The following is a 19,319-nucleotide window of genomic DNA, read 5'->3' on the forward strand; positions in this document are numbered from 1 at the left end:
CGGGAGAGAGCAACCATGCTGAGCCTTGTGACATTCCTTCCGCTTGTCGGAGCCCTGGTGATTCTGCTGGGGGTGCGCAACGACAACCTGGCCAAATACTGGGCCATGCTGGTCTCGCTGGTCACCTTCCTCATCAGCCTCGGGATCCTGCTCGGATTCGACACCAAGACCGCCAGCTTTCAGCTGGTGGAAGAGGTGGCCTGGCTGCCGGAGTACGGCATCGCCTATCGCATGGGCGTGGATGGGATCAGCCTGCCGTTCGTGCTGCTGACCACCTTCTTGACCCCGATCTGCCTGCTCGCCTCGTGGGAGTCGATCAAGATCCGGGTGCGTGAGTACCTGATGGCCTTTCTGGCCCTGGAGAGTTTTGTGGTGGGGGTGTTCTGCGCCCTGGACTTCATCCTCTTCTATGTGCTCTGGGAGGCGATGCTCATCCCGATGTTCCTGATCATCGGCGTCTGGGGTGGTCCGAACCGGGTCTACGCGGCCTTGAAGTTCTTCCTCTACACCCTGGCCGGTTCGGTGTTGATGCTGATCGCCATCCTGTCGCTGGGTTACGCGGGTCACACCTTCTCGATCCCCGAGTTGATGAAGCTGCCGCTCGCGTTCTCGTTCCAGGTGTGGCTGTTCCTGGGTCTGTTCGCCTCCTTCGCGGTCAAGGTGCCGATGTGGCCGGTCCACACCTGGCTGCCGGATGCCCACGTCGAAGCCCCGACCGCCGGTTCGGTCATTCTGGCCGGCATTCTGCTGAAAATGGGCGCTTACGGCTTCCTGCGCTTCTCCCTGCCCATCCTGCCGGACGCCTCGCGCTTTTTCATCCCCTTCATCTTCGGCCTCTCCCTGATCGCGGTGGTCTATACCGCCCTGGTGGCCCTGATGCAGAAGGATCTCAAGAAACTGGTCGCCTATTCGTCGGTCTCCCACATGGGTTTCGTCACCCTGGGGATCTTTGCCCTGAATCAACAGGGGCTCGAGGGCGGTATCCTGCAAATGGTCAACCACGGCATCGTGTCGGGCGCTCTGTTCCTCGCGGTGGGCGTGGTCTACGACCGCATGCACACCCGCATGATCGCCCACTTCGGCGGTGTCGCCCATGTGATGCCGGTGTATGCGGTGATCTTCATGATCTTCACCATGTCCTCGGTGGGTCTGCCGGGCACCAACAGCTTCGTGGGCGAGATCCTGATCCTGTTGGGGGCCTTCATGGCCAACAAGGCGGTGGCCATGGTGGCGGCGACCGGTCTGGTCTTCGGCGCGGCCTACATGCTCTGGATGTTCAAGCGCGTGGTCTTCGGCCCGATCGCCAACGACGAGGTGCGCGCCATGAAGGATCTGTCGATGCGCGAGGTGATGTTGTTCGCGCCGCTGCTGGTGCTGGTGTTCTGGATCGGCTTCTATCCTGCGCCGTTCCTGAATCTGTTCCACGCCTCGGTGGAACATCTGTTGATCCAGGCTGCGGCGGTCAAGACCGGTGCCGTGGCGGTGGCCGGGTTTTAAGTATGAGAATCGAGTCGCACGCTTTCATCCAGACGGGGAGCATGTAAGGAAATGCCAGTCCAAATGCCGGATATCAACCTCGGTGCGATGCTGCCGGAGATCCTGATCACGATCCTGGGACTCGTGGTGCTGTTGAAAAGCGCCAGCGAGAACGAGGAGCGGGGGACCCGGCTGATGGCGATGAGCATCGCCGGCGTGGTCGTGGCCGCCGCCATCACGCTCAACGCTGGAGATGGCACCGCGTTCGGGGGTTCGTTCATCAACGATCTGTTCTCCCGTTCGATGAAGCTGCTGATGTACGTGGCCACCGGTCTGGTGCTGTTCATGTCCTCGGGCTACATGCGTCAGAACCGCTTCGATGGCGGCGAGTACCAGGTGTTGACCCTCATGGCGCTGCTGGGCGGCATGTTCATGGCCTCGGCGGGCGATTTCATCATGCTCTATCTGGGTCTGGAGCTGATGTCCCTCTCCATCTACGTGCTCGCGGCCTGGAAACGCGATGACATCCGTTCCAATGAGGCGGGTCTGAAATACTTCGTGCTTGGCTCCATGGCTTCCGGCTTCCTGCTCTACGGCATCACCCTCATCTACGGCACCACCGGCACCACCCTCTTCACCGGCATCGGACAGGCCATGGCGCATGGTCACATCGCCACCGCCACCATCATGGGCGTGATCCTGGTGCTGGCCGGCATGAGCTTCAAGATCGCCGCCGCGCCGTTTCACATGTGGGCCCCGGATGTCTACGAGGGTGCTCCGACCTCGGTCACCGCCTTCATGGCCGTGCTGCCGAAGATCGCCGCTTTCGCCGGCATCTTCCGGGTGCTGTTGAGCGCCTTCCCGGCGTTGCAGAGCCACTGGAATCCGCTGTTGCAGCTGTTGGCCCTGTTGTCCCTGGCGGTCGGCGCCATCGCCGCCATCGGCCAGACCAACATCAAGCGCATGCTCGCCTACTCCTCGATCGGCCATGTCGGTTTCATCCTGATCGGCATGACCACCCATTCGGGTCTGGGCTATCAGAGCGTGATCGCCTATCTGGCCATCTACATCTTCACCAGCGTCGGCGCCTTTGCCGTGGTGCTGCTTCTCAACCGCGAGGGGATCGGCGACGAGACCTCGGATTACAAGGGGTTGGCCCATCGCCGTCCCATGCTGGCGCTGTTGATGTCCCTGTTCATGTTCTCCATGGCCGGGATCCCGCCTCTGGCCGGGTTCATGGGCAAGCTCTATGTTTTCATGGCCGCGGTCCAGTCCGGCATGATCCTTCTGGCGGTGGCCGGTGTGCTCTTCTCGGCGATTGGCGCTTTCTACTATCTGCGCATCGTCAAGTTCATGTATTTCGATCAGCCTGCCGAGGGTGCCTTCACCATCTCCCTGAACTTCCAGGAGTTGGCGATCCTGACCGTGACCGGCGTGATCATGCTGTTCTGGGGGCTTTTCCCGGGCGGACTGTTGACCTGGAGCGGCACGACCGTCAAGATGTTTCTGTAGTCCGGATTTGTTGTTGCGGGCTTCGGGAGGTCTGGAAGAGGATTCCAGACCTCCTTTTGTTTGGGGCGTGGCCAAGGTGGTCTGGTGGGCAGGGATGCGGGGAGCCGGCGATGCGTGCGGCGAACCTGCTCGGCAGAGCGCTGGTGGGCAGGGATGCGGGGAGCCGGCGATGCGTGCGGCGAACCTGCTCGGCAGAGGGCTGGTGGGCAGGCGATGCGGGGGGCATGCCTGGGCAGGGCGCGCGCGGGACGATCGCGGGTCGCGGTGGTTGCCCCATCTGACTTGAAATGCGGGGAGCGATGAAGGCGAATGTGACGAGCGGGGAGGAGCCGATCGCCGGCGTGCTGCGCGAGGCGATCGCGGGCGCGGGCGGGAGTTTGCCCTTTTGTCGGTTCATGGAGTTGGCGTTGTATCATCCGCGTCATGGTTATTACATGACCGGGCGTACCCGCGTGGGGCGGGGCGGGGATTTTGTCACCGCGCCGGAGCTGACCTCCCTGTTCGGCGAACTGCTGGCCTTGCAGTGCATCGAGATCTGGCAGTTGTTGGGCCGTCCCGCCTTGTTCGAGGTGATCGAGATGGGGGGTGGGTCCGGGCGGTTGGCGCTCGACATCCTGACCACCGCGCGGCGGTTTCCAGAATTTTTCCCGGCATTGCGGTATGGTCTGGTGGAGATCAGCCCGGATTTTCGCGATCGGCAGGAGAGGTTGTTGCAGGAGGCCGGTTTTGGCCCGGAGCGGGTGGCGTGGCTGGCAGGGGTGCCGGAGACGGTTGCCGACGGGGTGATTCTGGGCAACGAGTTTCTGGATGCCATGCCGGTCCACTGGGTGGAGATGGGCGCCGACGGCTTGCGAGAGCTGGCGGTGACCATGGACCGGGATGGCGGTTTGCAAAATTGTCATCGAGAGCCTTGCGAAGCGCGGATCGCAGCCTATTTTGAAGGGGCGGGGATCGGTTTGCCGGTGGGATTTCGCGACGAGGTGGGGTTGGCGGCATGGGACTGGATGGCGGATGTCGGAATGCGTTTGCGGCGCGGCGTGCTGTTGATGATCGATTACGGCGAGGTGGACCAGGACCACTTCGGCCCGTATCGTCAGGCCGGAACGCTGGTGGGGCATCGGGACGGGGAGCGGGTGGACGATCCGCTGCGGCATCCGGGAGCGATGGATCTGACTGCCCATGTCAATTTTTCCGCCATGGCGCGTGCCGGGGTGGCTGGCGGTCTGGAGTTGCTGGGGTTCACCACGCAGGGGTGGTTCTTGCAGGGGTTGGGGATTCTGGAACGGCTGGAGATGGCCGCGCGGCGCATGGAGCCGGAGGCGGTCGAACGGCTGCGCAAGGTGGCGATGCGGTTGCTGCTGCCGGACGAGATGGGGGAGCGGTTCAAGGTGTTGGCCATGGGACGTGGGGTCGGGGATGGGGTGCTGTCCGGTTTTCGGTTGAATGATCAACGGAACCGGTTATAGAATGTTACTTTGTGGGTTTGGTGTATCCGGTTACGAGACGATGAGGGACGAAGGTCATGGGAATCCTGGAAGGCAAGCGGGGATTGATTTTTGGTTTGGCCAACGAGCGCAGCATCGCCTGGGGGATCGCGCGTGCCTGTCATCGCGAGGGGGCGGTGTTGGGGTTCAATTATCTCGGCGAGGCGCTGGAAAAGCGGGTGCGTCCCTTGGCCGAGGAGCTGGGATCCGATTTCGTGGTGCCGTGCAATCTCAACAATGACGAGGAGATCGATCGGGTTTTCCAGGAGGTCGAGCAGCGTTGGGGTGGGGTTGATTTTCTGGTCCACTCCGTGGCTTTCGCCAAGAAGGAGGAGCTGGACGGATACTACTACGACACCTCGCGGGAGGGATTCCGCATTGCCATGGAGACCTCGGTCTATTCGTTGACCGCGTTGTGCGGTCGTGCGGCCCCTCTGATGCGCAACGGCGGTTCGATTCTGACCCTGACCTACCTGGGCGCCGAACGGGTGATGCCCCACTACAATGTGATGGGCGTGGCCAAGGCGGCCTTGGAAGCGAGCGTGCGTTATCTGGCGGTGGATTTTGGACCCAAGAACATCCGGGTGAATGCCATCTCCGCGGGTCCGATCCGCACCCTGGCCGCGGCGGGGATCGGCGATTTCAAGCACATCCTCAACTGGAACCGCGACAACGCCCCCATGCGCCGCAACGTCACCATCGAGGAGGTGGGGGAGTCGGCGTTGTATCTGTTGTCCGGGATGAGCAGCGGGGTGACGGGCGAGGTGTTGCATGTGGATGCCGGGTATCATGTGGTGGGCATGAAGGCGGTCGATCACGAGGAGGGCTGACCATCCCACCGGACCGCGCGGCTCAGGCTCTGCGGAGCGCGCGGCTCAGGCTCTGCGGACCGTGCGGCTCAGGCTCTGCGGAGCACGCGGCTCAGGCTCTGCGGAGCGCGCGGCTCAGGCTCTGCGGAGCGCGCGGCTCAGGCTCTGCGGACCGCGCGGCTCAGGCTCTGCGGAGCGCGCGGCTCAGGCTCTGCGGACCGTGCGGCTCAGGCTCTGCGGAGCGTGCGGCGCAGGCTCCGGTGGTTCTCCGACCGCTCCACCGTCACATCCAACCATCGGGAATCGGCATGTCCGGCAATGGCATTGGTATCCTGTTTCGCTTGACCACCTTTGGCGAGAGCCATGGTCCGGCCCTGGGCGGGGTGGTGGAGGGGTGTCCGGCGGGTTTGCCCCTTGTGGAGAGCGATCTGCAACGGGATCTGGACCGGCGTCGTCCGGGCACGAGCCGTTTCACCACCGGCAGACGCGAACCGGACCAGGTACGCATCCTCTCCGGGGTGTTCCAGGGGGTGACCACCGGGACGCCCATCGGCCTGATGATCGAGAATACCGATCAACGCTCCCGCGATTACTCCGAGATCCAGGACCTGTTCCGCCCCGGACACGCCGATTACGTCTACTGGCGCAAGTATGGCATTCGCGATTACCGTGGCGGCGGACGGGCCTCGGCGCGGGAGACCGCCTTGCGGGTCGCGGGCGGGGCGATCGCCCGCAAGCTGTTGGCCGCCGTCGGGGTGGAGATTCGTGGCGCGTTGATCGCCATGGGTCCGGAGCGGATCGACCGCAATCAATGGGATTGGGAAGAGGTGGGACGCAACCCCTTCTTTTCGCCGGATGCGGCGGCGGTGAGTCGTTTTGAGCTGCTGATCGACACGGTGCGCGCTGCCGGGGATTCGGTGGGCGCGACCGTCGAGGTGGTCGCCTCTGGGGTGGGCGTGGGGTGGGGCGAACCGGTGTTCGACCGGTTGGATGCCGATCTGGCCAAGGCGTTGATGAGCATCAACGCGGTCAAGGGGGTGGAGATCGGCGATGGGATGGAGATGGCGCGCGGTCGCGGCTCCATGCTCGCCGACGAGATGCTCCCCGCGCCGGATGGCGAGGTCACCTTTGTCAGCAACCACGCAGGTGGCATCCTGGGTGGACTCTCCACCGGCCAGGAGATCGTGGCCCGATTGGCCCTCAAGCCCACCTCTTCGATCCGCATTCCCAAGCGCACCGTGGATGTGCATGGCAATCCGCGTCAGGTGATCACCGAGGGGCGTCATGACCCGTGCGTGGGGATTCGCGCCGTGCCGGTGGCCGAGGCGATGATGGCCCTGACCTTGGCCGACCACTGGTTGCGTCACCGCAGCCGTCAGGGTTGGAAGCCGTAGCGCGGCGTTGCTGCCCGGCGCTGGCCGTCAGGGTTGGAAGCCGTAGCGCGGCGTCGCTGCCCGGCGCTGGCCGTCAGGGTTGGAAGTGGTGGCGCGTCGCGCGCCGGTCTAATGGCGCGTTTTGGTGGTATGGCCCGCTTTGGGCGTCAAGGTGAAAACGAGCGAGAAACGCCCCATGTCGATGCGATCGCCGTTTTTCAGACGCTCCTCCTGGATGCGTTCGTCGTTGAGATAGGTGCCGTTCTTGCTGGCCAGATCGCGCAGGTAGTATTTTTCGCTGTTGGCCCTGGAGATGCGCATATGATGACGCGATACCGCCGCGTTGGGCACGCGGATGTCGTTGTCCTTGGCCCGTCCGACCCGGATCGGCTCCTTGCCGACCGGGAACTCCTCGACCAGCTCTCCATCCCGGTACAAGATCAATCTGGCGCGTAGCGTGGTGCTCATGCGGTGCCTGGTGACGCGAGGTTAGCGTGCAACGTCTTTGTGGGGATTCCGTGGGTGAGGCTCGCGGGAGTGCGCGCCCATCTGGCCCGTGTGCCAGGAGGCGGCGCGCGGATGCAGCCGGCCTTCGGCGTCCAGATACCGCACGGTGAGCAGGGTCTGTCCAACGCGAATGGCTGTCGATTCGGGCAGGGGGGCGGGTTCTTCCAGGCGGTGCCAGGTGGCGTGACGCGGTTCCGGCGGACGCAGGAAGGTGCCGTTGGAGCTGCCCAGATCTTCGATCATCCAGAATCCCTTGGCATGCGGGAATATCCTGGCATGTTGCAACGAAACCCCCTGGTCTTGCAACAGAATACGGATGCCCTGGAACGGATGGAGATGGATCGCGGCCCTGCCGATCAGGAATTCCGCATGCTCCTGGACATGGTAGTGGAAGTCATAGCCGTTGCACTCCGGCTCCTGAATGTGGAACAGAAGTTGCGGGAAAACGCCGTTGGGCAGAATGGAGGATGGGTTCGGCAAGCGTTGCATGGCCATTTTTTTCCGGTTTGGCTGGATTGAGAGGCGATTGAGGGTCATGAAAAGCAAGATGCGAGCCACCTCGGATGAGGGTATGCCCAGGAATGTTCGTCAACTTGCGGGAGGAGGGGAGAATCCCCTCGCCCTCCACCCTTGGATCGCCCTGACGGGCGTTCCAAGGTAAACGGTGATCCCCATGATTCAAGCCTTTCTCGATCGTCTGGCGGGCGTGGACCGGCGGGACGGGGAAAGTCTCCTCCCCGCCTCCGACGACAACGACGCGCCGCTGTTCTGGTTGCACACCTCTGCGGACGGGCCGGTGGAGGTGGTGACGGTGGCCCGGTTCGGGGAGGAGGCCCGGCGGTGGGCCGGACGCATCGCGGCCCGTCCCGAGGGGGTGGTGGCGATTTTCGGACGCATGACCCTCTCCATGCTCGCGGCCTGGTTCGGGGCGATGCTGGCCGGTCGGCTGCCCACCTTTCTCTCCCACCCGAGCCGCAAGATCACTTCCGAGGATTACGCCGTCAAGCTCGCCAACTACCGGGCCCGTTTCGGTGCCTGTCTGTTCGTCGGGGAGGCCCTCGACCGGGCGGTGTGCGCGGAGCTTTTGACGCCCGAGGATCCGGAACATGCCCTGGCGCCAGCGGTTTTTCCACCGGTCGTGCCGGATGTCCGGCGACCGCTCTTTCTGCAGTGCAGCTCCGGCACCACCGGGTTGCAGAAAGCGGTGGCGATCACCCCGGCCATGCTCGACCGGCAGGTGGCGGCGCATGCCGGCGCGTTGCGGCTCGATCCGGCTTCGGATCGCATCGTCAGCTGGCTTCCGCTTTACCACGACATGGGACTGGCCGGGGTGTTCCTGCCTGCCCTGCTCACCCAAACCCCGCTCCATCTGCTGGATACCTTCGAATGGGCCGCCAATCCGGGCTGGCTGCTGGGGGTGATCGAACGCTTCCGCGCCACCCTTTGCTGGCTGCCCAATTTCGCCTTTTCGTGGCTGGCGCGGGTGGGCGGCACCCAAGATCTGCGCACCATGCGCGCCTTCATCAACTGCTCGGAACCGGTCTCGACAGGCGCTTTTGCACGATTTCAGGAGGCATTCGGCGTGGATGGCGGACAGTTGGCGGTCTGCTACGCCCTGGCCGAGAACGTCTTTGCCGCCACGCTGACCCCTTTGGGTGAGCCGCCCGGCCTGTTGATCGTGGATCGCATGGCCCTGGCGCGGCGTCAGGTGGTGGTGCTCGGGGAGGGGCGGGCGGGTGATCCGCCGGAGGCCATCCCGCCGGGGGGCGCTGCGCTGTTCGACTGCGGCGCGCCGGTCGCGGGGGTCGGGGTGCGCATCGATTGCCGCTCGGACGCGGAAGAGGTGGGCGAGATCCTCTTGTCCGGCCTGTGCGCGGTGTCGTCCTATCACGGGCAACCGCCTCCCCGCGATGATGGCTGGTTTCCCTCCGGCGATCTGGGTTTCTGGCGGGAGGGCCGGTTGTATGTCACCGGGCGGATCAAGGAGCTGATCATCCACAACGGCAAGAACATCCATCCCGCCGATGTGGAGGCCGCCGCTGAGGGGAGTGGCGTTGTCCATCCCGGTCGGGTGGTGGCGGTGGGACGGCAGGATCCGGGATTGGACTCCGAACAGGTGCTGGTGCTCTTCGAACCGGCGGAGGAGTTGACCCCCGAGATGCGCCGTCAGCACTGCGCACTGCTGCGCCAGCGGCTCGACGCCTGGTTCGACATCCGCTCCGAGGTCGCTTGTGTGCCGCGCAACTGGTTGAAGAAGACCTCCAGCGGCAAGATGGCCCGCCTGGAGAATCTGCGCCGTTTTGAAAACGCCCTCAACACCACGGTTCATCTGGTCGGCGACAGCCATGTGCGGCTCTTCTGGAGCGGCCCGACCAGCCATCACAACCGCTACCGGCGCATCCAGGGCCACTGGGTGGGACTGCTGTGGTCTGAGAACTGGCGTCAGAGCCTGCCCTTTTTCGCCGCCCTGGTCGAACGGCTCCAGTCGACCGATGTGCTGATTGTCTCCTGCGGCGAGCCGGAGTGCCGATCGGTCTTTCCGGTCGATGCCGATCCACCGGCGCGCATCGCGCGGGCGGTGGGCGAGTATCGGGCCTTTTTCGGTCTGCTCAAGCGGCTCTGGCCCGGACGGCTGGCCTATTTGACCGGCATCCCCACCCATCCGGAGAACATCGACAACGGCGATCTCACCTGGCCGATTCGCGGCACGCCGGAGGATCGCTACCGCTGGCAGGGGGTGTTCTATACGGCCATGCGCGCCCTCTGCGGGGAGTTGGTGATCCATTGTCTGGATCTTTGCACCCCGCTGCTGGGCGCGGACGGCTATCTGGATCCGGCCCTGCTGTGCGACAAGGCCCATCTGGATCCGGCCTACGAGGGGGTGGTTCTGAAACTTCTGACCGACCGGTTCGGGCATCTGGATCTGGCGCCCAACGATCCGGCTCCAGAGGAGCGCGTCTGGGACGGCTCCAGGGAGCACTTCCTGGCGTTGATGCGCCTGAAGATCCGCTCGATCCAACCCATGATCGAGGCGGCGGACTGGTCGCGGCTGGTGTCGGATGGGCTGCTCGACTCCCTGGCCATCGTGGCGCTGATCGCCATGCTCGATCGCACCTTCGGGTTCCAGATCGATCCGGCGCGGTTGCGGCGCGAGGATTTCGAATCCCTCGAACGGATCTGGGAGCGGTTCGGTCCCGTGGATCAAGCACAGCCCGACGCGGTGGAACAATCGAACGGCACGGGGTGTTGAGTTGACGGTGGCGGCGGGTCACGCCTGGTCCACGATCCAGTCGCCGATCACCAGATGGTCGAGTCCCATGGCGACAAAGGCCCGAAGCGCCTCTTCGGGGGTGTTGACCAGCGGTTGGCCATGGGGATTGAAGCTGGTGTCGAGCACCACCCCGAGTCCGGTCGCCGCGCGCATGGCGACAAGCAACCGCGCGTACCGGCCCGGATCCTCCTCCGCCACCATCTGCGGACGGCAGCTCCCCTCTGCGCCGCTCACCTCGGCCAGAAGCCCGCGAAAGGTCGGACGCAGCCGGTAGAGGCTGGTCATGCCGCGATCCGGAGGCCCCCGATGGTCCTCCAGGAGCCGTTCCGCCTCGCCGTCGAGCATTGCCGGACAGAACGGTTGATACCAGGCGCGTCGTTTCAGGCGGCGGTTGAGCCGCTCCCGCAGGCCGGGCAGGTCGGGTCGGGCCAGCACGCTGCGTCCTCCCAGGGCGCGCGGTCCGTACTCCATGCGGCCCTGATGCCAGCCGAGGATTCGCCCATCGGTCAACAGGCGCGCCGCTTCCGGCACCGGATCGGCGTGGTGGCGATGGGGCAGACCGCTCCGGCGCATGGCCGCTTCGATCTCCTCCGCGCTGGCCTCGGGTCCGAGAAACGGATGCTCCAGCAGGGGCATGGTCACCTGGGTGGCCGACAGGCAGGCCGCCCCAGCCGCCAGTCCCCCATCTCCCATGTGCGGGAAGACGTAACAGCGTTCCACCTCCGGCAGCCGTCGGATCATCCCATTCAGCCGCACGTTGGCGAAGATTCCGCCTGCCAGGGCCACCCGGTTCAGGCCGGTCGCGGCCAGGGCGTGGCCGATCCATGTCAAGACCCAGCTCTCCAAAGCCTGTTGGGCCATGGCCGCCAGGGTTTCGTTTGGATGACGCCAGTGGACCCGCCGCACGCTTCGTTCGAGATCCCCCACGGTGGCGCGGATCCGGAGTCCGTCGATGGCGAAGAGTTCCAAAAGCGGGTTGTCGTCCGGATCGATCTCCGGGGCGTGATCGGCCAGGGCCATCACCTTGCCCTCGTCTTCGAGTTCGCGCAGATGCATCAGGCGGGTGATGCACTCGAAGAAGCCCCCCAATGAGTCGTGCGCCGCCACCGAGGCCAGCGGTTCGAGCCGGCCACTCCGGAAGCGGTACAGCGAACCGGAACGGCCATCGCCCACCCCGTCCAGGGTCGCCACCAGGGTGTCGTCCAGCCCGAGGCCAAAGGCCGCCGTGGCCGCGTGACACCGATGATGGTCGTGCCAGGTGACGGGAGCCTGGATGCCCAGGCGGCGCAATTCAGGTTGCAACGCCCACTCCGACAGCCGGCGGGTGACGGCGTTGCCGGGCCAGCGGGTGACGACCCGTTTGGCGGTTTGCGTCCAGGGATCCAGGGGAGAGGGAGGGAGGAGGTGGCGGCGCAGCTGGTAATAGCGCTCCTTGGTGGCCGGCAGGAGGCGGGAGAGGGTCTTGGCCGGATCCGTGGTGCAGGCGGCGATGCGATCGATCCGGTCGGCGCGGATGCCGGCCTGGTCGAGACAGGCGGCGATGGCCAGGCGCGGAAAGGCGATCTCGAGCTTGCGGCGCGTCAGCCGCTCCTCGTTGATGGCACAGGCGAGGCGGCCATCGACGAGCAGCGCGGCGCCGGCGTCGTGGCCGTCCCAGAGTCCGAGGATGATCTCGCGCATGGTCGTGGATCCGTGCTGGTGTGGGTATCCGGGATCGTGGGGCGTCCACATGCTTGGCATGGTCGATGCTTTATACCGTGACCAGGAGAATCACTTCAAGCCACGTCCGCAACCGATCGAGTGACCCATGCCCAGTTCCACCGTACCGACCCCGGATCCGCTCTTCGCACCGTTCCAGCGTCATTTGAGCGCCGAGAGGCGCTACTCCGACCACACCACCACCGCCTATCTGGGGGATTTGACCCGTTTTGCCGCATTCTGGGAGCGACACACCGGTCAACCGTTGAACATGGCCACGCTGCCGACCGTTCGACCCGTCGAATTGCGCGCCTTTCTGGCCCACGAGCGCAAGGAGGGGCTTTCCAAGGCCACCTTGCAGCGGCGTCTGGCCTCGGTGCGCGCCTGGTTCCGATTTCTGGAGAGTACCGGAGTGCTCACGCAAAACCCGGCGGCGCTGATCGCCGCGCCGAAGCTGGGGATCCGCCTGCCGCGCGCGCCCACCGAGGAGGAGACCGCCCGTCTGTTGGATGCGCCGCTGGACAACGCGCCGCTCTCCGACCGGGAGATGCCCGCCTGGGCCGAAGCCAGGGATCGCGCCATCCTGGAGCTGCTCTACGGCTCGGGGTTGCGCGTTGGCGAGGTGTGCGGCCTCAACCGTCAGGATGTGGAACTCGACTTTGCTCAGGCGCGGGTGATGGGCAAGGGTGGCAAGGAGCGCATCGCTCCGCTGACCATGCCGTCGGTCCAGGCGCTGCGGCGCTATTTGCGCGAGCGGGACCAGGAGTGCCCGTTCGGGCGCGGCGCCCATGATCCGCTGTTCATCGGGGTGAACGAGACCGGCGATGACCGGCGTCTGAATCCGCGTCAGATCCAACGGTTGCTGCAAGGGTTGCGCCGTCGCCTCGGCCTGCCGGAGAAGATCACCCCCCATGCCCTGCGCCACGCCTTCGCCACCCATCTGTTGCAGGCCGGCGCCGATCTGCGCGCGATCCAGGAGTTGCTTGGCCACGCCTCCCTGGCCACCACCCAACGCTATGCCCATTTGGATTTCCAGGCGTTGAGCCGGGTCTACGACCAGGCCCACCCCCGTTCCCGGGCCATGTGACGCCACCATGGGCCCGATCGTCAATCGTTTCCTCGAGCAGATCGTGCTGCCCCCCGGCGTGTTCCTGACCGGATTGTGCGTGGTGTGGTGGCTGCTGCATCGTCCCGCCCGTCTGGCGGCGGAGATCCGGGTGCGGCGGGCGGGTTGGGCTGTCGTCGTGCTGGGATCGTTCGCCTGGCTCGCCATGCTGCCGATCGTCGCGGATCGGATCGTCGGGAGCCGCCATCCTCCTCGGGAGACGGCCCTGACCCGCGAGTCGATCCAGAGGAGCGATGCCGAGGCGATCGTGGTGTTGGGTACCGGACGCACGCCCAGGGCTCCGGAGTACGATGGCGAGGATACCGTGACCCTGGGTGGATTGGCGCGTGTTCGGTATGCGGCGCGTCTGCACCGTTTGACCGGTCTGCCGCTGCTGTTGGCCGGTGGACGTCCGTATGGGGAGAGTCGTTCGGAAGCGGCCATCATGCGCGACGTGCTCGAACAGGAGTTCCAGGTTCCGGTGGCCTGGCTGGACGAAAAGAGCCGCGATACCAGGGAAAATGCCATCGAGGCCACCGCGATCCTGAAAGAGCGGGGGATAACGAGGATTCTCCTCGTGGTCCACAACCGCGACATGCCACGCGCGCTCGAGGCCTTCGAGCGGGTGAGCGGGGGAGCGATCCGGGTGACTCCGGCGCCGATTCAGTTCCGACCGAAAATCGATCGGAGCCTCTCCTGGAACGCGGCCACCCTGTGGTCTGCGGTTCCCAACGCCGATGCGCTCGCCCTGCTGTCAACCGAGCTGCACGAATGGCTCGGAGGGATCTGGTATCGTCTGCGGGACCGCGGAGCCCATGACCCGAAAGGAGCTTAGCTCCCTTCCTGGTTTGCCAGCCGGGCGAGGCACAGACCGAGAATGTCCGCCAGATCCCGCAACAGATCGGTGGCATCGCTCGGCAGGAAACGGTTTGGCGTGGCCCCGCCCAGATTCAGGGCGCCGATCAGTCCTTCCGGACCGCTCTCGAGATGGGTGAAGAGCGGGATCAGGGCTTCGGAACGGACCTGCGTGGAGGCTGGACCAAAGAAGATTTCGCGGTTGATCCCCTCCTGGCCCACGCGGATCAGCGGACGGGGCGCATCGCGCAGGAGGTCGGCCAGCTGTTTGTGATCGACCAGAAAGAGCCGCTGGTCGAGATCGGGATCGGCTTGCAGCGGCGCGCACAGGCTCCAGAGTCCGGGGTGACGGTTGGAGATGGCGATGGTGGCGCGGTGGATGTCGAAGAGCCGCTCCGGATCGCCGGTGGCGATCAGCAGCAGTTCGCGCGGGTTGGGGGCGGTGACGAGGCGCATCTGAATGCGATGAAAGCTGGCATGAATCCGTTCGTTGCGACGGATCTGCTCCAGCATGGCATCGAGCTTGAGCGACAACTCTTCGTTTTTCTGGCGCAGGACGTTGAGTTGTCCGGCTTCGAGCGTGACCACCTTGCCCGAACCCCCGGAGACGCTCGGCAGCAGCTCCGGATGGGTGTCGAGAAATTCCGGATGGGCGGTCAACCACAGTCGGACCTGTTCGGACGAGAGGTCATCGGAAGGTGTTTCGGCGTTCATGGCGGAATCCAGTCGGTTGGCGCGGCGATGAGTGTTGACGCAGTGCGGAAAAGATCCTATTTTTAGCGGAATCTCATGAACATTGGAAAGGTTTCATGGGTGGAAACGGTCAGGAGCGGAAATTTTTCAGGGAGTGAACATAAAAATCATGGCATGCGAGATTGATGAAGGCAACATTGAAAAAGTGGCTCGCTGCATGAAGGCATTGGCCCATCCGTTGCGTTTGAAGGTGATCGTGGCGCTGCGGGATCGCGAGTTGAGCGTGCAGGAATTGGTCGATGCCGTGGGGACGACGCAATCCAATGTTTCGCAGCATTTGACCATCATGCGCGACAAAAACATCCTCGATTCACGCCGCGAGGCCAATCAGGTGTTCTATCGGGTGGGCGATTGCAAGGTGTTGGATCTCGTCGCTCTGACACGCAGCATTTTTTGCGACTCACGCGGTGGCGCCACGGCGGCGGCTGCGGCTTTGGCCCAGGCGGCGGCGCTGGCCGGGGAGTTCGAGGAGGAGACGGTCGGCACGGGTCGGGAGTGAGACGGTTTCGCTGTCCGGAGTTCGTGGGGGAGGGAGAGCATGGAGTGGGTGCAACAGAATGGTCTGACGGTTCTGCTGACGCTGCTGTTTCTGGTGCTGGCGTTGAAGAATCCGGTCATGGCGCGGATTTACGGCGTGCGTTCGATCTCGGTGCATGAGCTGGCCAAACGGCTCGGGAACAAACCCGCGCCGTTGTTGATCGACGTGCGCACGCCCATGGAGTTCAACTCCGGTCATATTCCCGGCGCGCGCAACGAGCCGCTGGGAGAGCTGTCGAGGCGGATCGAGGCGTTGCGCCAGTTGGCCCAGGGCCGGGAGGTGGCGGTGGTCTGTCGCAGCGGCGCCCGCTCCCTGGGAGGTGCGGTGATGCTGAAAAAGGCCGGCTGCGAAACCGTTTACAACGTTGCGGGCGGCATGTTGCAGTGGCAGTCGCAGGGATATCAGGCGCGCGGTTGAGAGGTTGCGTTCCGGGACCGGCGCGCCGTTGGGCATCCGCACCGGCGCGTCGCCGGGCGCCGCGATGAACGGGGCTTTGTGGCCCGATGCTTCCGACTCCGCCGCTCTGGAGGAGGAGATCCGTTTGACCGTGCCGGATCCGGCCCTGTTTTCCGCCCTGGAATGTGATCTGTCGGCGCGCGTCGGCGGGGGCGGCTTTCTGGATCGCTCCTATACCGATCTCTATCTGGACCATCCGGACCGGTTGCTTCTCAAGCGCCGGCTGGCGCTGCGGCTCAGATCCACTGCCACGGCCACCCATCTGGAGATCAAGGGGGAGGGGGTGCTGGATGGGGGGGTGTGGCGACGTCCCGAGTGGCGGCAGGGGGCGGATGTCGTGCCGCCGGCCCAAGTCCGGGATGTGGCCGATGGTCCGGTGCGCCGGCGGCTGGAGAGCCTGTTGGGACGCGAGGCGCCGTTGGCGCCGCTGCTGACCTGCACCATCGACCGGCGGCTCGTGGCGCTTTCCGGACGTGAAGGGGCACGGTTGGAGGTGAGTCTGGATCGCGGCGAGATCCGGGCTGGCGAAGGCCGGGTCGGAGTCGCCGAGCTGGAGATCGAATGCGGTGCCGACGCCCGCGCGGCGGGCCTGTCGCTGGCGCGCGAACTGCGCGAACGGTTCGACCTCCGGGATGCCCCGCATTCGAAGTTCCGGATCGGTCTGGCGCTGCTGGGGTCGGCCTGATACGGCGCTCCGGACCGGTGGTGACGGAGCGGGGAGCAGGGGGCTCTTCTGTCATAAAAATTCTCTGGAGTTGAAACGACGTGCGCTATATCAGCACCCGGGGGGGCGTGGCCCCGATCTCCTTTTCCCAGGCGGTGATGATGGGGCTGGCCACCGATGGTGGTCTGTTGCTGCCGGAACGGATCCCCACGGTGAGCGCGGAGCAGTTGCGCGCCTGGGCCGGATTGTCGTTCCAGCAACTCGCCATCCAGGTGATCACCCCGTTTCTGACCCCCGGCGAGGCGGTGTCCGACCGTCTGCCGGAGCTGGTGGAACGCTCTTTCGCCACCTTCAGCCACCCCGACATCACCCCGGTCACCCGCGCCGGTGACCACTGGATCCTTGAGCTGTTCCACGGCCCGACCCTGGCCTTCAAGGACGTGGCGTTGCAGTTTCTGGGCAATCTCTTCGAAATGCTCCTCAAGGCGGAAGGGGGACGACTCAACATCCTCGGCGCCACCTCCGGCGATACCGGTTCTGCGGCCATCCACGGGGTGCGCGGTCGCGAGGGGATCCACGTCTTCATCCTCCATCCCCACAACCGGGTGTCGCCGATCCAGGAACGGCAGATGACCTCGGTGCTCGATGCCAACGTACACAACATCGCCATTCGCGGCTCCTTCGACGACGGACAGACCATCGTCAAAACGCTGTTCAACGATCTGGCCTTCAAGGACGCTTATCGCCTCGGCGCGGTCAATTCCATCAACTGGGCGCGCATTTTGGCCCAGATTGTGTATTTCTTCTACGCCTGGGGGCGGGTGACCGGCGGAGATCCGCATCAGAAGGTGCTCTTTTCGGTGCCGACCGGCAATTTTGGCGATATTTTCGCCGGTTACATGGCGCTGCGGATGGGGTTGCCGGTGGAACGGCTCATTCTGGCCACCAACCGCAACGACATTCTGGTACGATTCATGGAAAGCGGGGAGTATCGGACCGGAGAGGTCAACCCCACCATCAGCCCCTCCATGGATATTCAGATCTCCTCGAACTTCGAGCGTTACCTCTATTACCTGCTCGACGAGGATCCGGCGGCGGTGCGTGGGGAGATGGAACGTCTGCGCGTCGAGGGTGTTTTTGCCGTTTCCGAGGCCAGGCGTCGCCAGGCCGGGGAGATTTTTTCCGCCCGCCGCGTGGGCGAGGAGGAGACCTTGGCCCGCATCCAGGCGACCTGGGAGCGGCATGGGGTGCTGCTCGATCCGCATACCGCGGTGGGGGTGGAGGCGGCGGGGAATGAACCGGGGGCCATCTGTCTGGCCACCGCCCACGCGGCCAAGTTCGCCGAGGCGGTCCATCGCGCTGTGGGATTCGATCCCCCGGTGCCACCGCCCCTGGAGGGGTTGCTGGAACGACCGACCCGCTGCCGGATCCTCGATCCGGATCCCGAGGCGGTGCGCGCCTTCATCCGCGAGGTGCTCGGGTGATCCGTCCCGGTCGCGAGGCGCGCGGGTGAGCATTCTGCGCGCGATCGTCTCCGGCGCGGAGGGTGGCGGACGAGGCGTGGAGCGCAGACGGGTGCCGCGTCATCCGTTGCGCGTCGTGGTGACGCTGCGGCTGGTCAATGGCGCCGTCACCGAGGGCAGGATCCGGGACATGAGCACCCAGGGGGCCTTCGTGCGACCGCGCGGATTGCCCTTTGGTCTGGATGTGGGCGAGGAGGGGATGCTCTGTCTGAGTGTGCCGGGAGGCGGGAGCATGGAGCACCGCTTTCCCTGCGAGGTCCGGCGGACGGGCGAGGATGGGGTGGCGGTGCGTTTTTTGAACGGGGAGTGAACCAGAGGGGAGCCGCACGGGTTGGAATCGGCCAAGGCAGCCGCCTCGGTCACGCCGTGGGAGCGCGGAGCGAATGCGACAACCAACTTTCCTGGAATCGGGCATGTACCGATGGTGACGATGCGCGACACGAGAAACGAACCAGACCCGGCGATGCGACGCCGTGCGCGCCCGACGATCGTCCCCTGGCTGACCGCATGGCGGATCGGCCTGGCCGCCTCTCTTCTCTGGATCGGCGCGACCTGGCCGGCAAGTGCCGACATCTACTCCTTCACCGACCCCAACGGCGTGATCCACCTGACCGATCGTCCGCTGGGCCCGGAGTACCGCCTGTTGATCTCCTCGCCCAAGGAGTCCAAGGCCGACCAGAAAAAGAGGGCTCAGGCCCGGAAAGAGAGCCTGGCACGCCAACCGCTGCCCGGTCGCGCCACGGGTTTGCTCTCCGGCAATCCGGTGGCCGGCGATTACGGTTCCAGCGCTCCCGGCGCACGGGTGATCCGCTATGACGGGCGGCAGGAGAGCCGCAACCCCCGTTCCAACCTGGTGACCCTGGGAGGCATGCCCTATTCCGGTTATGCCGGCGGCGGCTCGATGAACGATACCATCCAGGACGCCTCCCAGCGTTATCGGATCCATACCGCGCTGATCAAGGCGGTGATCAAGACCGAATCGGATTTCAACCCCCTGGCGGTTTCGCCCAAGGGGGCGGTCGGGTTGATGCAGCTCATGCCCGGCACGGCCCAGGATCTGGGCGTGGTGGATCGCACCGACCCGGTGGAGAACATTCATGGCGGTGTGCGCTATCTGCGCGAGATGCTGGAACAGTTCAACAACGACCTGGTGCTCTCCCTGGCGGCCTACAACGCCGGTCCGGGCGCGGTCAAGAAACACGGCAACACCGTTCCACCCTATGAGGAGACCCAGCACTATGTGGCCAAGGTGCTCCATTACTATCGGGCCTACCTCGCGGCCATGTGACCCTTCG

18 protein-coding genes are annotated in these 19,319 nt (G+C 65.0%); 14 read left to right on the forward strand and 4 right to left on the reverse strand.

Annotated elements, in window-relative coordinates:
* Positions 1 to 15 precede the first annotated feature (15 nt).
* From ACOY6C_RS00980 to aroC, 5 genes are all read left to right on the forward strand, one after another.
* A complete protein-coding gene (locus ACOY6C_RS00980; protein WP_420903607.1) occupies positions 16 to 1,497 on the forward strand; it encodes an NADH-quinone oxidoreductase subunit M in 1,482 nt (493 codons plus the stop codon).
* 63 nt (positions 1,498 to 1,560) lie between these two features.
* On the forward strand, positions 1,561 to 2,988 hold the full coding sequence (nuoN, locus tag ACOY6C_RS00985) for an NADH-quinone oxidoreductase subunit NuoN (RefSeq protein WP_420903608.1): 1,428 nt from the start codon (positions 1,561 to 1,563) through the stop codon (positions 2,986 to 2,988).
* 299 nt (positions 2,989 to 3,287) lie between these two features.
* On the forward strand, positions 3,288 to 4,454 hold the full coding sequence (locus tag ACOY6C_RS00990) for a class I SAM-dependent methyltransferase (protein WP_420903609.1): 1,167 nt from the start codon (positions 3,288 to 3,290) through the stop codon (positions 4,452 to 4,454).
* A gap of 56 nt (positions 4,455 to 4,510) precedes the next feature.
* Positions 4,511 to 5,302, forward strand: a complete 792-nt coding sequence (locus ACOY6C_RS00995) for an enoyl-ACP reductase FabI (protein WP_420903610.1) — start codon at positions 4,511 to 4,513, stop codon at positions 5,300 to 5,302.
* Positions 5,303 to 5,589: 287 nt separating this feature from the next.
* Complete coding sequence (aroC, locus tag ACOY6C_RS01000; protein WP_420903611.1) at positions 5,590 to 6,675, forward strand: chorismate synthase; 1,086 nt, start codon at positions 5,590 to 5,592, stop codon at positions 6,673 to 6,675.
* Positions 6,676 to 6,783: 108 nt separating this feature from the next.
* Here the strand turns inward: aroC and ACOY6C_RS01005 are convergent, their stop codons facing one another.
* Together ACOY6C_RS01005 and ACOY6C_RS01010 are read right to left on the reverse strand one after the other, a co-directional pair.
* Positions 6,784 to 7,122, reverse strand: a complete 339-nt coding sequence (locus tag ACOY6C_RS01005) for an FHA domain-containing protein (protein WP_420903612.1) — start codon at positions 7,120 to 7,122, stop codon at positions 6,784 to 6,786.
* 21 nt (positions 7,123 to 7,143) lie between these two features.
* Positions 7,144 to 7,650, reverse strand: coding sequence for an FHA domain-containing protein (locus tag ACOY6C_RS01010; protein ID WP_420903613.1), 507 nt, complete (start codon positions 7,648 to 7,650; stop codon positions 7,144 to 7,146).
* A gap of 184 nt (positions 7,651 to 7,834) precedes the next feature.
* Between ACOY6C_RS01010 and ACOY6C_RS01015 the strand changes: the two genes are divergently transcribed.
* A complete protein-coding gene (locus tag ACOY6C_RS01015) occupies positions 7,835 to 10,411 on the forward strand; it encodes an AMP-binding protein (protein WP_420903614.1) in 2,577 nt (858 codons plus the stop codon).
* A gap of 18 nt (positions 10,412 to 10,429) precedes the next feature.
* Here the strand turns inward: ACOY6C_RS01015 and ACOY6C_RS01020 are convergent, their stop codons facing one another.
* Positions 10,430 to 12,112: a carbamoyltransferase C-terminal domain-containing protein gene (locus tag ACOY6C_RS01020; RefSeq protein WP_420903615.1), complete on the reverse strand. Its 1,683-nt coding sequence runs from the start codon at positions 12,110 to 12,112 to the stop codon at positions 10,430 to 10,432.
* A gap of 127 nt (positions 12,113 to 12,239) precedes the next feature.
* On the opposite strand from ACOY6C_RS01020, the gene ACOY6C_RS01025 reads away from it, so the two are divergent.
* Entirely contained in the window at positions 12,240 to 13,217 is a 978-nt protein-coding gene (locus ACOY6C_RS01025) for a tyrosine recombinase XerC (RefSeq protein ID WP_420903616.1), read from the forward strand.
* 7 nt (positions 13,218 to 13,224) lie between these two features.
* On the forward strand, positions 13,225 to 14,070 hold the full coding sequence (locus tag ACOY6C_RS01030) for a YdcF family protein (RefSeq protein WP_420903617.1): 846 nt from the start codon (positions 13,225 to 13,227) through the stop codon (positions 14,068 to 14,070).
* On the opposite strand, the gene ACOY6C_RS01035 is transcribed toward ACOY6C_RS01030, so the two are convergent.
* Positions 14,067 to 14,804 (reverse strand): DUF484 family protein, encoded by a 738-nt coding sequence (locus tag ACOY6C_RS01035; RefSeq protein ID WP_420903618.1) that lies wholly within the window; start codon positions 14,802 to 14,804, stop codon positions 14,067 to 14,069. The genes ACOY6C_RS01030 and ACOY6C_RS01035 overlap by 4 nt on opposite strands.
* Before the next feature lie 196 nt (positions 14,805 to 15,000).
* Here ACOY6C_RS01035 and ACOY6C_RS01040 point away from each other — a divergent pair, with 196 nt between their 5' ends.
* The 6 genes from ACOY6C_RS01040 (at position 15,001) to ACOY6C_RS01065 (ending at position 19,312) form a co-directional block, all read left to right on the forward strand.
* Positions 15,001 to 15,342, forward strand: a complete 342-nt coding sequence (locus tag ACOY6C_RS01040; protein ID WP_420903619.1) for an ArsR/SmtB family transcription factor — start codon at positions 15,001 to 15,003, stop codon at positions 15,340 to 15,342.
* A gap of 39 nt (positions 15,343 to 15,381) precedes the next feature.
* A complete protein-coding gene (locus ACOY6C_RS01045) occupies positions 15,382 to 15,798 on the forward strand; it encodes a rhodanese-like domain-containing protein (protein ID WP_420903620.1) in 417 nt (138 codons plus the stop codon).
* 4 nt (positions 15,799 to 15,802) lie between these two features.
* On the forward strand, positions 15,803 to 16,522 hold the full coding sequence (locus tag ACOY6C_RS01050) for a CYTH domain-containing protein (protein WP_420903621.1): 720 nt from the start codon (positions 15,803 to 15,805) through the stop codon (positions 16,520 to 16,522).
* Between the two features lie 80 nt (positions 16,523 to 16,602).
* A complete protein-coding gene (gene thrC / locus ACOY6C_RS01055; protein WP_420903622.1) occupies positions 16,603 to 17,985 on the forward strand; it encodes a threonine synthase in 1,383 nt (460 codons plus the stop codon).
* 25 nt (positions 17,986 to 18,010) lie between these two features.
* Positions 18,011 to 18,334: a PilZ domain-containing protein gene (locus tag ACOY6C_RS01060; RefSeq protein WP_420903623.1), complete on the forward strand. Its 324-nt coding sequence runs from the start codon at positions 18,011 to 18,013 to the stop codon at positions 18,332 to 18,334.
* A 120-nt stretch (positions 18,335 to 18,454) separates the two neighbouring features.
* Complete coding sequence (locus tag ACOY6C_RS01065; protein ID WP_420903624.1) at positions 18,455 to 19,312, forward strand: lytic transglycosylase domain-containing protein; 858 nt, start codon at positions 18,455 to 18,457, stop codon at positions 19,310 to 19,312.
* Positions 19,313 to 19,319: the final 7 nt, after the last annotated feature.

The sequence above is a fragment of the Candidatus Magnetaquiglobus chichijimensis genome, assembly GCF_045865675.1.
Classification (GTDB): domain Bacteria; phylum Pseudomonadota; class Magnetococcia; order Magnetococcales; family Magnetaquicoccaceae; genus Magnetaquiglobus; species Magnetaquiglobus chichijimensis.